Genomic DNA, 17,034 nt, shown 5'->3' with positions numbered 1-17,034 from the left:
CTGATTAAGATACCTGACGTCTGTGTTGGGTTCCTGTGAGCGCTGAGGCAGACATTACCAGCAGGAACAGCATTGCGCCACACACAACGACTGATGGGCCGGTTGGCGTATCCCAGGTCAGGGAAGCCCACATGCCGCCGGTTACAGATAACATGCCCAGAATGCTTGCGCCAATAGCCATCTGCTCTGGGGATTTAGCCAAACGCTGTGCGGTTGCGGCGGGGATAATCAGAAGGGAAGTAATCAGTAGTACGCCAACAATCTTCATCGCTACGGCAATAACCAGAGCTATTAACATCATCAGCAACAAACGTATGCGTTCAACAGGCACCCCTTCAACTTGAGCCAGTTCTTCGTGAACAGTTATTGAAATCAGTGGAGTCCAGAACCGTGCTAGCAGCCCTAGAACAACAACACCTCCACCATATATCCAGAACAGATCAGAAGCACCAACTGCTAATAGGTCACCAAACAGATACGCCATCATATCGACACGCACTGCCCCGAGCAGGCTAACCACAACCAAGCCAAGGCTGAGAGAACTATGAGCCAGAATGCCAAGTAAAGTATCGGTAGCCATCATCTTTTTCTGCTGAAGCCAGACAAGCAGCAGAGCCAGAACAAAACAAACCACAGCCACAGAAAGGTTCAGATCTATTTGCAGAAGAAAGCCGAGTGCAACACCAAGCAGTGCCGAATGGGAAAGGGTTTCACCAAAGTACGCCATACGACGCCAGACAACAAAAGTGCCTAATGGACCAGCAACCAGAGCAACGCCAAGGCCTGCCAGCAAGGGATAAAGAAATAAATCAATCATAAAGAATCTGTGTTGTTGTTTTCAGCGCTGTGGGAATGGCCGCATCTGCCAATCACATGTCCATCCAGAGCATGGTTGTGGTCATGGTGATGGCTGTACACTGCCAACTCATCAGACTCCCCTCCAAACAGGCGGAGATAGGCAGGATGCTGGCTAACCTGGCTGGGATGCCCGGAACAGCAAATATGATTATTCAGGCAGATAACATTGTCTGTTGCTGCCATCACTAAGTGCAGATCGTGAGAAACCATTAGCACTCCACAATCGGTTTCGTCTCTCAACTCTGCTATCAGTTTGTAAAGCTCGCGCTGACCGGTAACATCCACGCCCTGAACCGGTTCATCCAGAACCAGCAGATTGGGCTTACGCAGAAGCGCTCTGGCCAGAAGAACGCGCTGCATTTCGCCACCAGAAAGGTTTTGAATAGGGTTGTTGATAAGTTGCCCTATTCTGGCTTGAGAAAGTGTTCTTGAAAGGGCTTTCTGAATTTCCCTTTTATTCGCTCCCGCAAGGCTAAGAAATCGACCAACAGTCAGAGGCATTGTCGGCTCAATCTGAAGCTTTTGTGGCATATAGCCAATACGCAGGTTCTGCTGAACTTTTCGGGTGCCGCGGGAAGGTTTTAACAGGTCGAGAACTATTCGAACCAGTGTTGTTTTCCCTGCTCCATTGGGGCCAATCAGGGTAACAATTTCACCTTTATTCAGGTTCAGACAAACATTGTCCAGAACTGTTCGCCCATGAAAGGCAACCTGAACATCATCCAGGGACAGCAGGGCTTCACTCATCGGAAGCCTCCTCCTGACAACAGGGGCAGAGACCGCTTATTTCGATAAGGGTCTTACTGGTTTTAAAGCCTGTACTGTCAGCAGCATTCTTGAGGTTTTGGATATTATCGTGACTATCCAGTTCACGGGTTGTGCGGCATTTTTCACAGATCAGAAAGACGCCAGCGTGGGGCGTATCGGGGCAGCTGCAGCCAATAAAGGCATTCAGGGAGGCAATCCTGTGAATCAGCCCTTGTTCCAGCAGAAAGTCGAGAGCTCTGTACACCGTTGGAGGTGCAGCAGGGCGCTCCTGACCTTTGGAAAGCATAGCCAGAACATCATAAGCCCCCACAGGTTTGTGACTTTGCCAGACCAGTTCGAGAACCTGTTTGCGCAGAGCTGTTAAGCGTTGCCCTTTTTCCTGGCAGATAACAGTGGCACGCTCCAGAGCCGAGTTTATGCAGGTAGTATGGTCGTGAGCTGTGTAGGCCCTACTCTCGTGGAGGACAGGTTCGACAGTGGTGGTCACTCAGAATATCTCAAGAATGTGGAAGGATATAATATAACATTCTTGAATATGTGTAGGGAAAGGAGTGAAAGGGTTCGTTATGAAGTGTGCACTTTCTGTGATCGTTCCCACTCCCTTCTTTCCATCCGTTTTTTCATACGATTCATGCGCTTTAATCGCTCTTCGTAATCATCAAATGGGTAGGACATCATCATAGCTTTTTTGGACACCTTCGTAGGAGACTCCTTTGCCAGCCTGCTGGTGAAATGAGCCCGAAAATCTTCCACATCTTTTTTAGAGAATACGTAGGTTGCGCTTTCTCCGAGGTGGGAGGCTTCAGAGGATGAAGTGTTTGTGGTCATTTGTTCAAGATCAGCCCAGATAGTTGTGTTTTTAACGGGCTTATAGGGGACGAAGTCTACCTTTGAGTATCGTGATTTGTAGTCTGTCTGCTTTTCTAAGGTGCTGGAAAGCAGCTCAATAAGCCTCATATCCTGTTCAAGCTTTTCCTGGCGAGTGAGATCGTCACTTGGTGTGGTGCCAGAATCCATTGTTTGATTCGTTTTGAATACCAGATCTTCTAATCGTTCAGGTGTGTAACCACTTACCCATTGTGAAAGTTTTTCTGCTGTGACTCCGCGGTTGTTACAAAACGTTTTCATTACGGCCCGTTCTTCATTTAACCGCCTTAACAGAATGGTTCGTTTATCGTCGACTTGTTCATGGGTGTGAAGCCTGTGAGCCCGAAGTTTTCTGGCAGCGCGGCGCATATGGGCGTTGATGGTTTCTTTAGAAAGTTTACTGGTATCGATAGCTAACTTGTCGAAATTAAAGTGTTCATAGTTATCCTGAGGCCAGGTAACCCCAACTTCCGGGTCAACAAGAGCACCGTAAACGAGAGGGCGGTATGCTTCTTCCTCTTCCGGGGTTCTATGACCCTGCTCTTCCAGAAGAATATTTAACTGCCGGAGAAATTCCGTTTCAGCTTGATTCTGCTTGTCTGTTACGGACTCTGATCTGGTGAACTCGATGGTTTTTTTCGTTTCTGATTCTCTTTGCTCCCGCCATTGTTGCAGGGATACTTTTGGAACGGAGTGCGCTTTTACACGTCTTTTGTGTTCGACTTCTGTACCTGAATCAGAATCTGATGAGTAACCTTTGGTTCTCGAGATTTTTTTGGAAGATTGACGTTTCTTTTTACGTTTTGGTTTGGGGGATTGTTCTCGCCCAGAATCACTCACAACTTCTCTTGTTGTAAGGAGCTCAGCATCGGAGTCTTCGCTGGAGCTGGAGCTGGAGCTGGAGCTGGAGCTGGAGCTGGAGCTGGAGCTGGAACTGGAGCTGGAGGGTGAAGATAGTAATGATGGCGAGCGAAGAGTGTGAACCACCGTTGGAGAGGTTGTAGAAACAATAGGCGAGTGTATGGTTGTATCATCCTCAGAAGAAGTTACGGATGACAGAGATTTCATTTTTCGAGAGGATGAAGTTTCTTCTGAATTCTCGTTCTTTAAAGCTTCCTTTGATGGCGGTGGGAACTTTATTTCATGTATAGCTGCTTCATTGTACTGTTTTTTAAGGGGTTTAGTGGGTGGTTCCAATACGTGATGAGTGAGCCCGGCAGGAGCTGAATTTGTTATTTGTATCTCCCGGCTTCTAAGTTTTGGGTCGCTTGCTCTTTGTAGCAGGTCACAGGAACTTTTTAATATCGACTCATCCCTGTCATAAGCTTCAGCTATTGATACAACTCTAATCGTTCCTTCGGTGGTGAGGTAAACGACCCCTCCATCCTTGGTTTCTAGATGGTGTTTTTCCGAGAGAATAGAGTTTTTGCCTGTGCGGAATTGCCCCTTATTTTTATCGTAGAATTCATAAAATTCAGCAAGTGACCGTGATTCGATAGAACTTTTAATTGGCATATTTTGTCTCGCTCCAATCCTTGGAGAATCAATCTCGAATCTGTATCTCAAGAATAGACTGTGCACAGCCCATAATTTTGTGAGTCAGTACAGGGCAACGTTTGCGGATTTTAGGATCATTGCTCAGGCTGCTCAGGGCTTTCTGGTAATACTGAATAATCAGCTCACCTTCTGCCGGAGCCGTTGTCATCCAGTCAACCACCAACTTGCCCATGTGAATCAGTTGCTCCTGAATAATTCGAGGAACATGATGGTTGTCTTCCTGATGGAGAAGAAAGAAATAGGCTTGCTCAATATGTATGTTCAGCAGCTCCATAAAATCAGTGCTGTTGGCCTGTTCTATATGCTGAAGCCGGGTGCTGATGACGTCAGCGTGGCACTGCCCTTCCCTCCATGGGAGCTCCGTATGTAAAGGTGGTAAATCGTAAAGTTTACGAATGTTGTTTAATGCGCTGAGGTGCTTGCCTATAGCTTTTTTATAAATGTTAATGAAGTTATGGATATGAGCATTAGGAAAGAGGAAGGAAAACCAACGAGATTTGGTGAGAACAATGTGCCCTTTCTCATTGATCCCCAGACAGTTCAGTTCGCTTTGTTCTTCTGTAGGTGGCTTTTCCGACAAAGCTCTGGAAAGGAAGTAACGAACTCTTTCTACCAGAGAGCCCCGCATAGCTTCCCGGTTGCTTTCTTCCAACCTTAATTCTTGTTTGGCTCTAGCTACCGGTTTTGAGTTTTTGGCTGTTTTCTCCAGGGATAGATCGTTAATTGCCTGGTGAAATTCCTGATCTGTCAGTGGCTTTATTGGTGGAGTCTTTAGTTTCTGTTCTAGTGAATTATCTCGTGCGGACCGGCGATGGTATCTGTGGGAGTGTTTAGCAGTATGAACTTTACGGGATTCACGGCCTGTTTCACTAAGGAGTGAATACTCAGAAGAGCTGGAGTCATGCGTAGGTTTGGCTGACAGCTGCTTAACAGCTTTTCTGTGTTTGGCTCTGCGTTTGAGAATGGGAGTGTCGCTCTTTGCTGGCGGAAGGTAGTTATCCAGCAGGGCTACTCCTCCACGGATAATATCCTTGCGATAAAACTCCTCAAGAGAGCTGGCTCTGACTATATACTCCTGATGGGGTCTGCGTGTATCCAGCCAGAGGACTCTGCCATCTGGGGTTTTCCAGTAGGGATAATCGTGCAGAAAGGCTCTTTCAGGGCGGCACTGCCTGTGTTTCTGGAAGCTCAGAAAATCGGGCAGACTCATTTTTCGTTGTCGGCTGGAGGAAAATGGCGTCATCAGCCCGCCTGTAAAGCCTTGGAAATCCAAGACTTTATCGGCAGGAGTAAATGTTTTTTTACGGTTATGGCAGCGTCAGGCAAAAAGACTTTTCTGTACGCAATTCCAGCATATCCCGGAACTCATCAGGGTCCTTGAAATGCCGGATAACCTCATCCTGATCATCCTCAGCAGGATCTTCTGGATAGGTGTAGGTTAACAGCCGGGAAATCCAGAATCGCAGGCAGGCCAGCCTGTGCATCAGATGCCAGCAGCGTTTTTCGCTATCGGTGAAAGGGCGAACAGCATTGTAAGCCTTAAGAAATGCTTCAGTTCGGGCTGCATCCAGCTCAAGAGAGTCAGGCTGGCGGCACCAGTCATTCACAGTCACTGCCACATCATAAAGTAACCAGCCTTTGCAGGACTGGAAAAAGTCGATCATGCCGGTGACCTGTTCTCCTTCAAACAGTACGTTATCTACAAACAGGTCAGCATGGATAAGGCCTTGTGGCAGATCAGGTTCAGCGGCCAGCCCGGTGGTAATGTCCTTCCACTGGGAGGCTTGCAGCTCAGCTTCTTCATTTGGAAGTAAGAGTGAGAGCCGGTTGATCTGCTTGTTAATCCACTCCATGCCCCGCAAATCATCCTGAGAGAATGTTGCTCCTATTCCAGCAACGTGAATACGGGCAAGGTTTTCACCAATAGCCTGACATTGGGTGATTGTCAGATCGGCAGGGTCTACATGATGACCGGGCAAGCGGGGCTGCAACATGCAGGGCTTTCCTTTGATCTCACGTAGAGGTTGGTCATCCAACCCGTGAACCGGAGCTGGGACTGGCAACCCGGAGTCTGCCAGCAATTCCATAAACTGGATAAAGAACGGAAGCCGCTCTTTGGGCAGATACTCAAAGATTGTTAGAACAAAATTGTGTTCGCCAGAGCCTGAGCGCTTTGTGTTCACAAAGTAATTTGTATTTTCAATACCGGCTTCAATGCCTTTCCAGCTAATCAGCTCTCCCTGATCGTAGAGGGAAAGGAAACTGCAAAAATCCTTGTGAGAGAGCTGTGTATACACTGACATTATTGTTTATCCTGGCTCCTGGTTTGTTATTGGCGGATGGTTATTACCATTCCAGAATTTTCCAGCTGGGGATCAGCATTTGTGGTCTGTTGGAACGCATAAAGTTGCCGGTGTTATCGACGGCAACCAGATAGTAGGGCTTCCCGACTTTAGGAATCACCTTTATTGAGTAAAGAACACCATTCACCCGATATTCCTGGATGGTGCGTTCTTTTCCTGGGCGGATAATGATATCGGTACCGGCGGGCAGGTTTTCCAGAGCATCCGGATCAAAATCCGGCTCCGGTGTTGGCAGTGCCAGTTTGGGGTCTTCAGGCTGAACAGACTTAACCCCCGGAATGGCCACTGGTGGCTGAATACCAGCCTCTGTCTGCTCATTCTCAGGAGAAGACAAAGTACTGCAGCCACTTAACCCAGTAAAGGCTGGAGCCACTATAAAAAGTGAAGTCGCAAAAGCCCTGGTGAGTCTGTTCATGTTTTTACCCCAATAAATGACCGGCCGGGATGGTAATTTCTCAATTCACACAGTCAGACAGGTGTCTGTGCAAAGCGTGCTGGTCTAGAATAGCCCGAACCGGTGTTTGCCCGCGGTCATTCTACCTTCAACTATCGCGGGATAGCGACCGGATTAATCACTGAAACGAATCTTTAAATGGCACCTCTTTTGATGTTTATCTTCGTGAGCGGGTAAGCAACTTTAGGTGGAAAACATAAGTTGGGAACAACAAGGAAGACAATGACTGATCTACAAGACTCCACCGGTCTCACTGAAGAGGGGCACGATCAGAAACCTCTGGTCCTTGTCGATGGCTCATCCTATCTCTACAGAGCCTTTCACGCCCTTCCGCCACTGACCAATTCTAAAGGCATGCCAACCGGCGCTGTGAAAGGTGTTGTTGGTATGTTGCGTCGACTGCAAGCGGATTATCCGGGCAGCACGGTTGTAGTGATATTTGATGCGAAAGGGAAAACCTTCCGGGATGATATTTATCCGGAATACAAAGCCCAACGCCCTCCAATGCCTGATGATTTGCGTTGTCAGGTTGAGCCACTCTACGAAATTATTCGCGCAACCAGTATGCCAATGCTGGTGATTGAAGGTGTTGAAGCTGATGACGTGATCGGAACCCTTGCTACAAGGGCTACAGAAGCCAACCGTAAAACAGTTATTTCAACCGGTGATAAAGATCTGGCTCAGCTGGTAAACGACCATGTGACCCTGGTGAACACTATGTCCAACTATGTAATGGATATTCCTGGTGTTCATGAAAAATTTGGTATCGGCCCAGAATTGATAATCGACTTCCTGGCTCTGATGGGAGACAAGGTTGATAACATTCCTGGTGTTCCGGGTGTCGGTAACAAAACAGCACTGGCTTTGCTACAGGGGTTGGGTGGCCTGGACACTATTTACGCCAATATTGATAAAGTGGCAGAGCTTGGTTTTCGTGGTTCAAAGACCATGGGCAAAAAGCTGGAAGACAATAAAGAGCAGGCTTATCTGTCTTATGAGCTGGCAACAATCCGTACCGATCTGGATCTGGGTTGTACTCTTGATGATCTTGTTCCCAGTGAAGAAGATAAAGATCAGCTGCTGAAGTACTTTGAAGAGCTGGAGTTTCGTGGCTGGGTTAAAGAGCTGAAGAGTGGTAGTTCTGACAAGCCAGCTAAAACATCAGCCGCTTCTTCTGCTCCGGCTTCTGTTGAAGTGGATGATGAAATCGAAATACCTGCAGCCATCGAAACCAGTTATGAAACTATTCTGGAGCAGGAGCGTTTTGATTTCTGGCTGGAGCAGTTGAAGTCTGCTGAATTGTTTGCCTTTGATACGGAAACAACCAGCCTGGATTATATGGAAGCCGACATTGTTGGTGTTTCTTTTGCTGTTGAAGCGGGCAAGGCTGCTTATGTTCCTCTGGCCCACGATTATCTGGATGCGCCCAAACAGCTGGATAGAGACGCTGTTCTTGAAGCCCTCAAGCCTCTGCTGGAAAACGATAAACACCCTAAAGTTGGGCAGAACCTGAAATACGATCGTAGTGTTCTGGCTCGTTATGATATCGACCTGAAAGGCATTGCCTTTGATACCATGCTGGAGTCGTATGTGCTGGATTCCACCGGTACCCGCCACGATATGGATAGTCTGGCGAAGAAATATCTGGGTGTAGATACCGTTCACTTTGAGGATATTGCCGGTAAAGGTGCCAAGCAGCTGACCTTTAACCAGATTGCTCTGGAGCAGGCTGGCCCTTACGCTGCAGAAGATGCCGATATTACTCTTCGTTTGCATCAGGCTCTCTGGCCACAACTTGAGAAACACCCAAAGCTGGTGGATGTTTTCAACAGCTTTGAACTTCCTCTCGTCCCCATTCTTTCTCGTATTGAACGCAATGGCGCTTTGATTGATGCCAACCGACTAGGTCAACAGAGTCTGGAAATTGGCGAACGACTTCAGGAGATTCAGAGCCAGGCATGGAAGGAAGCTGGAGAAGAGTTCAACCTTTCCTCTCCCAAGCAGCTTCAGGTTTTGTTGTTCGAAAAGCAGTGCCTTCCGGTTATTAAGAAAACTCCCAAGGGGCAACCTTCCACCGCTGAAGACGTGTTGGTGGAACTGGCAAATAATTATGAATTGCCAAGGCTAATTCTTGAACATAGAAGCCTGAGCAAGCTGAAGTCCACTTATACCGATAAGCTCCCTCAGATGATCAAGCCTTCTACCGGGCGTGTTCATACTTCTTATCATCAGGCCGTGACTGCTACAGGACGTTTGTCGTCTTCTGATCCCAACCTGCAAAATATTCCGGTGCGTTCTGGGGAAGGTCGCCGTATTCGTCAGGCATTTGTTACTAAGCCAGGTTATAAACTGGTGGCCGCAGATTACTCCCAGATCGAACTGCGTATTATGGCGCATCTTTCAGGCGACAAAGGGTTGCTGAATGCCTTCTCTGAAGGGTTGGATGTACACAAAGCCACAGCCGCGGAAGTATTTGGTGTTGCTCTTGATGAAGTAACTGCAGATCAGCGCCGCAGTGCGAAAGCGATTAACTTCGGTCTGATTTACGGTATGTCTGCCTTTGGTTTGGCTAAGCAGCTGGGGATTCCCCGTGGCGATGCTCAGAAGTATGTAGAGTTGTACTTTGCTCGTTATCCCGGAGTACAAAGCTATATGGATCAGACTCGCGCTCTGGCTCATGAACAGGGTTATGTGGAAACCTTGTCCGGTCGGAGACTACACCTGCCGGAAATTAATGCCCGAAACAAAATGCGCCAGCAGGCAGCAGAGCGTACGGCTATAAATGCTCCTATGCAGGGAACGGCTGCGGATATTATTAAAGCAGCAATGATCTCTGTGGATAACTGGTTGCAGGAAGAAACCTACGACGCTCGTATCATAATGCAGGTACACGATGAACTGGTTTTAGAAGTACGGGAAGACCAGCTGGACTGCGTGGTTGCAGGTTTAAAAGAGCACATGTCTTCAGCGGTGACTCTCGATGTACCTCTGGTTGTTGATGCCGGTATCGGTGACAACTGGGACGAAGCTCACTAAGTTCCCTCTGTAAGCCCCGGGAGCAGTGCTTTCGGGGTTCTTTTGTGAATCCACTCTTTTATTTTCACTATACTTTTGCCCCTTTCGCTGAAGGAGTAGTGACATGCCGGGTTTAAAAGTTCCTGACCAGAAATGGCTCCGATGGCTGCCACTTTGTTTTTTGCCACTTTGTTTTTTTATTCTTATTTTCCCCGGGTTAGCAAACAGCACTCCTCTACATGCGTCGACGAAGAACAGAAACCCTGCGGATATTTCTTCTTCGGAGTATTTTTGTGGAGGCGGTATTTGCGGTGAAAACCTTATTTTGAACCGTCTCCCCTTTAACAAACGGTATGAGTTCGCCGATCACCCCTGGACTGTGCAGGACTCTGTTGTTCGTCTTGGGGAAGAAGAGTCTCTGGGTATTGCTTCGCTTGTTCTTATGTTTCTGGTTGGTCAGGGGCTGATCAACACGTTTGGCAATGCCAGTCGACCTTTTGTTTCTTTCGGTATGCAAACTGCCGTGGATTATGCCCAGTCCCATAACGGCTGGGATTGGGCTTTGCGGAGCGGAACAAATGCCCTGAACTATTACGCATCAGGGCATCAATGGTCCTGGTGGCGCCAGATGACTTGGTTTCCTGTTGGTCATGCGTCTCTTCTGGGAGTGCACTGGAAAGATCTTCGGGCTCAGATGGGAACACAGTATGAAGGCCGTCGTCAGATACATTTTGCATCGGAAAATCTGGATCAGTTTATAGAGCTGGTTTTGAGAGTATCAGGAAGTGGCAGTCGAAAGCACGGTGAACTGGTGATTTATATTGATCAACATAATCCTGCTCCCGATTTGCCAAATACCCTTGAGGCCAGTTGGATTAATCTTTTGCTGAACTGCCGCAATGAACGTATTACTTCGGTTCGCCTCCGCCCTGCCAGCAACCGGCACGCGATGTTTGTACAGTTGTGGCGACATGATCGTATGTTGTCAGAAACTGAACTGCCACTTGACATTCAGGAAGAGAGTGTAATTGAACCTGTATGGCTGACAGAGTGGCTTATCAATAGAGAATGGCCAGAGGGGTGGCAGCTGGGTTTTGATGCTTTAATTTTCCCTCTTACTGAACCAGTGCTTGGTGCTCTTTCTGCATTTGTTTCCCAGAGGCAGGTTCGTCAGCCTGTTAGCATCGTACCTCTTTCGGGAGCAGTGGCTCCTGAAGGACGTATGGCTGTTTTTTCTACAGGAGAGAAAGGCTATTTATTGGTTGATCGTAACCATACTTCCGATGTGGCGATTCCCGAGATGTGGCTGAATACATCGGACCATTATATGGATGACATAAAGATCGCATTGGCACAGTTGGGAGCCCACCAGATTCCCGGGCGGGAGAGAGGGAAGCCAAAGGTTGCCTTTGAGGCTCTGAAAAGTTTTGTAGCCCGAATGTTTCTTTATTTAGGGCTAGAGTATGGAGGATCGGGTTCTGGGAACTAGTTGGAGTCCTTCATATCCAAGGGGTTGCCATGTTTTTGGAAAAAAGTTCTAAAAAAAATGAACTTTTTCCTAACATCATGGTCAGAGTATATGAGCGTTGAGAGAATGCTTGAAACTCCTTGTGTGTTTGGTGTTGTACCTTCAGAGAAGTGTGTGCTCTGGGGGTAAAAAAGAAGACTTAACTCCGGCCATCCCTCCCCCAAGATGCCGGAGTTTTTTTTGCCCGTTTTTTTAGAGTATTTTCTAAGATCTAGATCTTTAGTCTTAGTCTGTTACATTCCCAGTTTCAGCTTCAACGAACTCTTCCTCTTGTTCAAACTCCTGACAGAGCCAGCTATCAAGACGAGCTGAAAGTTCATCTACGCCGCTTTTCTTCAGAGATGAGAACATTTGTAGAGTAATCAGATCCTGATGGTCCTTAAGGTGATTTCGTAACTTCTGCAGGGCTGCTTTTGCAGCGCCATATTTGAGTTTGTCACTCTTGGTTAAAAGGATGTGCAGAGGCATCTCGCTGGAAATAGACCAGTCGATCATCATCTGGTCAAACTCTTTCAATGGGTGACGAATATCAATTAAGAGCACCACCCCAACCAGACATTCACGCTGCTCAAGGTAAGCTCCTAGATGCTTTTGCCATTCCAGCTTCATCTTTTCAGGAACTTTTGCGTATCCGTAGCCAGGTAAGTCTACAAGGCGATGTTCTTCGTCAACTTCAAAAAAATTTAGCAACTGTGTACGGCCAGGCGTTTTACTGGTTCTGGCCAGTTTGTTGGAACCAGTCAGGGCGTTCAGTGCACTCGACTTACCGGCATTAGAGCGTCCGGCAAAGGCAACCTCCCTGGCTGTAGCCGGCGGACACTGGTCCAGACGCGCGGCGCTGATCAGGAAACTGGCCGTGCGATAGTTGAGGGAGGTGGTGGTTTTTGGCATTAAATAGCTCTTTTCTCAGTGTTTTCTGGCGTTTCTACGAACAGCCGAGTTCAGATTTACAGAGTGCATAGTATATAATGACCCAGCCTTAGTGCGAGCTGGTATATAAAAACAGCTCTCTGCACGAAGAAGTGCATGATAAATAAAGAAAAATGCCTGCCTCATGAGTGTTACGGCCTGTGGCAACAGAGTTGCCGGTGGTTGAAACATCGGAGGCCTGGTGAGGCTCCTATGAAGATAATAACGAGAACGACCTTTTTCCTTGCGGCTCTTCTTGCAGCCCAAACGGGGATGGCGCAAAAAGCGCCGGAACAGATTTACCAGACATCTTGCCGAGTTTGTCATGATGCAGGAATCGCCAATGCTCCGCGCAAAGGCAATGCCGAGAACTGGGAGCCAAGGCTGAAAAAGGGCATGGATACTCTCGTTCAAAGTGTCATCAAAGGGGTTGGGGCTATGCCGCCACGGGGAATGTGTATGGACTGTAGCCCTGAAGATTACCAAGCGGTCATAAGCTATATGTCCAGCTCTCAGTAAACCGAGCTGAGCAAGAAAAATCGGATAAAAAATAACCGGAGCCGGGTTGTGTTGATGAAAAAGTTTATTGTTTGTTTGCTGGTAGGTCTGGGGTGGACTGGCTACGCTGCGGCTGCTGGGGACGCTACAGCCGGTAAAGCTAAAATAGCCGTATGTACAGCCTGTCATGGTGCAACTGGGGTAAGTATTGCGCCAAACTTTCCCAGCCTTGCCGGGCAGGGTGAAGGCTATCTGATTAAGCAGATTTCCGATATTAAGAGTGGCGAGCGCAAGGTTGTGGAGATGACCGGTATGGTTGATAACCTGAGCGATCAGGATATTGCCGATATCTCAGCCTTTTATGCCAGCCAGGCTGCTCCTCTCGGTGTAGCTAGAGAGTCTTCTGTTGCTGTTGGCGAACAGCTCTATCGTGGCGGTGATGTTGAGAAAGGCATTCCAGCCTGTACTGCCTGTCATGCGCCAACTGGCAAGGGTAACTCTTTAGCGAAATTCCCAATGCTTGCTGGCCAGCACCCTGCTTACCTGGCGAAGCAGCTGCGTGACTTCCGTGAAGGTGATCGCGTAAATGATGGTGATACACGGATCATGCGAGATATCGCAGAAAAGCTCAGTAACAAGCAGGTTGATGCTCTGAGCAGCTATATCAGCGGGTTGCGTTAATTCTCTTTGCGGCGGAGCCTGTTCAGGCTTCGCCACATCTCCCCCTCTTTCTCCTCCATCAAATCTACGTTTTCCTGCTAATTTAAAATAACCGGAATCGCTTCTGTGTTTTGTTCTTCATTGGGGGAAAGAATGCCAAGACTGCTGCCTGTAATTTTTCTGGCTTTATTAAGTTTACCTTTGCTGGCGGCTCCCGCTGGGTATCGCGAAGGCGTTGATTACAAACGTCTTAAACAGCCATTACCTGTTGTCGGAATTCTGGGAAAAATTGAGGTGGAAACAGTGTTTTGGTACGGCTGTCCACACTGTTTTGATCTGGCAAAGATACAGGAGGGCTGGAAAAAGGGTCTTGGAAAGGATGTGGAAACCGCTGAAATTCCAGTCATATTTGGAAAGCCCTGGCAGGCTCATGCGCAGTTATTTTATGCCCTTGAAGAGATGAACTTGCTGGAACAAGCGCACTTTGTGATTTTTGACGCAGTACAGAAGCAGGGCAAGCGGCTGGATAAAGAGAAAGATATAGCCGAATTCCTGAAACAAAGATTTGGGGTGAAAGAAGCTGATTTTGGGCGTATATATGATTCATTCGGGATCCGAAATCAGGCGCAAAAAGCCAGTGCTATTACCCGGGGAGCCCAGCTTATGGGAGTGCCAGCCATAATTGTGGACAATCGTTATGTTGTTGATCCTGCCATGGCTGGTGGTTTGGAGAATATGTTAAAGATTTCTGATTTTCTGATTGAGAAAATCAGGGCAGAGAAAGCTGTCGCAGAAAAGAAAGCTGTTCCTGTAGCCAAATAAAATGACAGGTGTCGGATACGAGCGACACCAAGGCCGTGTGATTTATGCCGTTGAAAACGGTTCAGGGTTTCATAACCCGGCATATTCATGAACGCAGTTATAGCCGTGGACGAGGTTTTACTCGGGAGGATGTTGCAACCTCCCTGTTTCACGATGAAGGCGAAGGTTTGAAAGAACTGAGCACTCTTCGGTTATTGAGTTTTAATATTCAGGTAGGCATTACCACTCAGCAGTATGGCCATTATGTCACCCGCAGCTGGCAGCATGTTTTTCCGTCTTTCGCGCGCCAAAAGAACCTCGACCGTATAGCCCGACTTGTTTTCGACTATGATTTTGTTGCACTACAGGAAGCAGATGGTGGGAGTCTTCGCAGCGGGTTTATCAATCAGATTGAATACCTCGCCCATAGAGGAAACTTTCCCTGGTGGTATCAGCAACTCAATCGCGATCTGGGGCATATTGCCAAACACAGTAATGGAATATTGACCCGTGTCCGGCCCGAACAACTGGAAGATCATAAATTACCCGGACTGATTCCCGGACGTGGCGCTATTGCTCTGGAACTGGGAGAAAACAACCCTCTGCTTGTTGTGGTGATGCATCTTGCTTTGAATAAGCATGGGCGGGATATTCAACTGTCTTACATACGTCGTTTAATGGGAAGCTATGAGCATGTTGTTCTTATGGGAGATATGAATACTCATGCGGGACAACTGCTGGGAGATTCTCCCCTTGCCGGAGCAGGTCTACACAGTGCATCTATGGATGTTCATACATTCCCAAGCTGGAAACCAAGCAAGTCATTGGATCATATCCTGCTCAGCTCCAGCCTGAGGGCGAAAACCTTTTCGGTTCTGAACTTTCCCCAGTCTGATCATCTGCCTATAGCGGTAGAAATAGACCTACCGGAAGAGCTGACGATTAAGAGCAAAAGTGTTCCAACAGCTCATTAAGGAAAAGGCTGCCTTTTTCCGATGGCTGAATTCGTTCAGGATTGTTAACCATTAACTCCAGACTGCGCAGTTTAATTAAAGAACTCTCTAAATCTTTCAGTGGTAGGCCAGTACGCTGCTCATAGAGTTCTGTTGCAACACCATTACGCAAGCGAAGAGCGTTCATCATAAACTCCAGCGGCAGCTCATCTTTTTCAAGAAGTCTTTCACCTGCTAAAAATGATTTTTCTGGGTTGAGATAATCTGCCGGAAGGCGGGTTTTCCAGTTTCTTCGAATTGTTCCGGTTGTTAGATCGGTGATTTTCCCGTGAGCTCCAGCGCCAATGCCAATAAAGTCACCAAATTGCCAGTAGTTCAGGTTATGACGGGATTGTTTTCCCTCCTGACTGTAAGCGGAAACTTCGTACTGTTGGTAACCATGTTTGGCAAGAAAAGCTTGACCGTTTTCCTGAATTGACCACAGGGTGTCGTCTTCTGGAAGTTTGGGTGGCTTAGTCCAGAAGACAGTATTGGGCTCAACGGTGAGCTGGTACCACGACAAATGTTCCGGTTTAAGTGCAATAGCTTTAGCAAGATCATCCATCGCCATCGCTTCTGATTGCCCCGGCAAACCGTGCATAAGGTCTAGATTAATGTTCTCGAATCCGGCTGCCCGAGCCATAGCCATGGCTCGCTGGGCTTCGTCACCGGAATGAATACGGCCAAGCTCTTTCAGACACTTGTCGTCAAAACTCTGAATGCCAATAGACAATCTGTTGATGCCAACATTTCGAAAGCCGTTAAAGCGCTCCTGCTCAAAAGTGCCCGGATTCGCCTCCATGGTGATTTCCATGCCTGAGCTGAACGTCAGTTGTTCTTTAAGACCAGAGAACAGCTGTTCGTATGATTCCGGGCTGAGCAGGCTCGGCGTTCCACCACCAATAAATATGCTGTGCAGCTCCCTACCCTGAACAATTTCAGCTTCTTGAGTCAGATCGTTCAGCAAAGTTCGAACATATTGTTGTTCGGGAAGATGCCCTTCGTTGTTTTGTGCTTTATCCGCCTGATGGGAGTTAAAGTCACAGTAGGGGCATTTGCGAATACACCAGGGAACGTGGATATAAAGGCTCAGGGGCGGCAGTTGCAGCTCCTGAGTTTGTATTTCTGTGGAAGTTGGAAAGAGTGTCACTGAGTTTTCTGCTCTTCCAGCTTTTTCAGCAGGAGCGTCATAGCTTTCGCTCGGTGGCTCAAACGATTCTTTTCCTTAGGTTCGAGCTCTGCAGAAGCACAGTGACTTTCTGGAACAAAGAACACCGGGTCATAACCAAAACCATGTTCGCCTCTGGGCTCTTCCAGAATGTAACCTTCCCAGGTTCCCTGGCAGATCAAAGGAGTTGGATCATCAGCATGGCGTAAGTAAACAAGCAGACACTGAAAGCGAGCAGAGCGTTTCTCTGTAGGTACACCGCTAAGTTCTTTCAGCAGTTTCTCAATATTGTCGTAATCGGTGGCAGTTTCACCAGCAAAGCGGGCTGAGTAAATGCCCGGTGCATTTTTCAGGAAATCAACCTCCAAACCGGAATCGTCGGCAACAGCTGGCAGACCGGATACACGGGAGGCATGGCGGGCTTTGAGAATGGCATTCTCGACAAAAGTCAGGCCAGTTTCTTCAACGCTGCCAGCCTGAAAGTCACTCTGTGGATAAATTTTGATATCGAGAGGTGCCAGCATCTCTCTGAATTCAGCAAGCTTGCCAAGGTTTCCTGTGGCGATAACGATTTCGGACATTCTTATCTCTTAACT

The 17,034-nt window shown here is 47.8% G+C and carries 16 protein-coding genes; 6 read left to right on the top strand and 10 right to left on the bottom strand.

Annotation, left to right across the window (positions count from 1 at the left end):
* Positions 1 to 4 precede the first annotated feature (4 nt).
* From znuB to QMA35_RS01310, 7 genes are all read right to left on the bottom strand, one after another.
* Positions 5 to 817: a zinc ABC transporter permease subunit ZnuB gene (gene znuB, locus QMA35_RS01340; protein ID WP_281645325.1), complete on the bottom strand. Its 813-nt coding sequence runs from the start codon at positions 815 to 817 to the stop codon at positions 5 to 7.
* Positions 814 to 1,605, bottom strand: coding sequence for a zinc ABC transporter ATP-binding protein ZnuC (gene znuC, locus QMA35_RS01335; RefSeq protein WP_281645324.1), 792 nt, complete (start codon positions 1,603 to 1,605; stop codon positions 814 to 816). Before znuC ends, znuB begins: the two co-directional genes overlap by 4 nt.
* Positions 1,598 to 2,113 (bottom strand): Fur family transcriptional regulator, encoded by a 516-nt coding sequence (locus QMA35_RS01330; protein ID WP_281645323.1) that lies wholly within the window; start codon positions 2,111 to 2,113, stop codon positions 1,598 to 1,600. The genes znuC and QMA35_RS01330 overlap by 8 nt, the downstream gene beginning before the upstream one ends.
* Positions 2,114 to 2,190: 77 nt before the next feature.
* Complete coding sequence (locus tag QMA35_RS01325) at positions 2,191 to 4,008, bottom strand: hypothetical protein (RefSeq protein WP_281645322.1); 1,818 nt, start codon at positions 4,006 to 4,008, stop codon at positions 2,191 to 2,193.
* Between the two features lie 28 nt (positions 4,009 to 4,036).
* A complete protein-coding gene (locus QMA35_RS01320) occupies positions 4,037 to 5,293 on the bottom strand; it encodes a hypothetical protein (RefSeq protein ID WP_281645321.1) in 1,257 nt (418 codons plus the stop codon).
* A gap of 64 nt (positions 5,294 to 5,357) precedes the next feature.
* The gene (locus QMA35_RS01315) at positions 5,358 to 6,353 is read right to left on the bottom strand and encodes a homoserine kinase (RefSeq protein ID WP_281645320.1); all 996 of its coding nucleotides are present in this window, start codon (positions 6,351 to 6,353) and stop codon (positions 5,358 to 5,360) included.
* A gap of 43 nt (positions 6,354 to 6,396) precedes the next feature.
* Positions 6,397 to 6,828: a DUF2782 domain-containing protein gene (locus tag QMA35_RS01310; RefSeq protein ID WP_281645319.1), complete on the bottom strand. Its 432-nt coding sequence runs from the start codon at positions 6,826 to 6,828 to the stop codon at positions 6,397 to 6,399.
* 261 nt (positions 6,829 to 7,089) lie between these two features.
* Between QMA35_RS01310 and polA the strand changes: the two genes are divergently transcribed.
* A complete protein-coding gene (polA, locus tag QMA35_RS01305) occupies positions 7,090 to 9,903 on the top strand; it encodes a DNA polymerase I (RefSeq protein ID WP_281645318.1) in 2,814 nt (937 codons plus the stop codon).
* 103 nt (positions 9,904 to 10,006) lie between these two features.
* Positions 10,007 to 11,371, top strand: coding sequence for a hypothetical protein (locus QMA35_RS01300; protein ID WP_281645317.1), 1,365 nt, complete (start codon positions 10,007 to 10,009; stop codon positions 11,369 to 11,371).
* 264 nt (positions 11,372 to 11,635) lie between these two features.
* Here QMA35_RS01300 and yihA read toward each other — a convergent pair whose 3' ends face one another.
* Positions 11,636 to 12,301, bottom strand: coding sequence for a ribosome biogenesis GTP-binding protein YihA/YsxC (gene yihA / locus QMA35_RS01295; protein ID WP_281645316.1), 666 nt, complete (start codon positions 12,299 to 12,301; stop codon positions 11,636 to 11,638).
* A 231-nt stretch (positions 12,302 to 12,532) separates the two neighbouring features.
* Here yihA and QMA35_RS01290 point away from each other — a divergent pair, with 231 nt between their 5' ends.
* The 4 genes from QMA35_RS01290 to QMA35_RS01275 all read left to right on the top strand — a co-directional run bounded on the left by QMA35_RS01290 (position 12,533) and on the right by QMA35_RS01275 (position 15,252).
* A complete protein-coding gene (locus QMA35_RS01290; RefSeq protein ID WP_281645315.1) occupies positions 12,533 to 12,838 on the top strand; it encodes a c-type cytochrome in 306 nt (101 codons plus the stop codon).
* Positions 12,839 to 12,892: 54 nt separating this feature from the next.
* Positions 12,893 to 13,498: a c-type cytochrome gene (locus QMA35_RS01285; RefSeq protein WP_281645314.1), complete on the top strand. Its 606-nt coding sequence runs from the start codon at positions 12,893 to 12,895 to the stop codon at positions 13,496 to 13,498.
* Between the two features lie 132 nt (positions 13,499 to 13,630).
* Complete coding sequence (locus QMA35_RS01280) at positions 13,631 to 14,299, top strand: thiol:disulfide interchange protein DsbA/DsbL (protein WP_281645313.1); 669 nt, start codon at positions 13,631 to 13,633, stop codon at positions 14,297 to 14,299.
* Positions 14,300 to 14,343: 44 nt separating this feature from the next.
* Positions 14,344 to 15,252, top strand: coding sequence for an endonuclease/exonuclease/phosphatase family protein (locus QMA35_RS01275; protein WP_281645312.1), 909 nt, complete (start codon positions 14,344 to 14,346; stop codon positions 15,250 to 15,252).
* Here QMA35_RS01275 and hemW read toward each other — a convergent pair.
* Both hemW and QMA35_RS01265 read right to left on the bottom strand, forming a co-directional pair.
* Positions 15,221 to 16,420: a radical SAM family heme chaperone HemW gene (gene hemW / locus QMA35_RS01270; protein WP_281645311.1), complete on the bottom strand. Its 1,200-nt coding sequence runs from the start codon at positions 16,418 to 16,420 to the stop codon at positions 15,221 to 15,223. The two genes, QMA35_RS01275 and hemW, sit on opposite strands and share 32 nt — an antisense overlap.
* The gene (locus tag QMA35_RS01265) at positions 16,417 to 17,019 is read right to left on the bottom strand and encodes an XTP/dITP diphosphatase (protein WP_281645310.1); all 603 of its coding nucleotides are present in this window, start codon (positions 17,017 to 17,019) and stop codon (positions 16,417 to 16,419) included. Before QMA35_RS01265 ends, hemW begins: the two co-directional genes overlap by 4 nt.
* Positions 17,020 to 17,034 lie beyond the last annotated feature (15 nt).

Origin of the sequence: Parendozoicomonas sp. Alg238-R29 (assembly GCF_947331445.1) — a bacterium.
Classification (GTDB): domain Bacteria; phylum Pseudomonadota; class Gammaproteobacteria; order Pseudomonadales; family Endozoicomonadaceae; genus Sansalvadorimonas.
The sequence above is the reverse complement of the archived record's forward strand: the minus strand, read 5'-3'. Positions and strand labels throughout refer to the sequence as shown.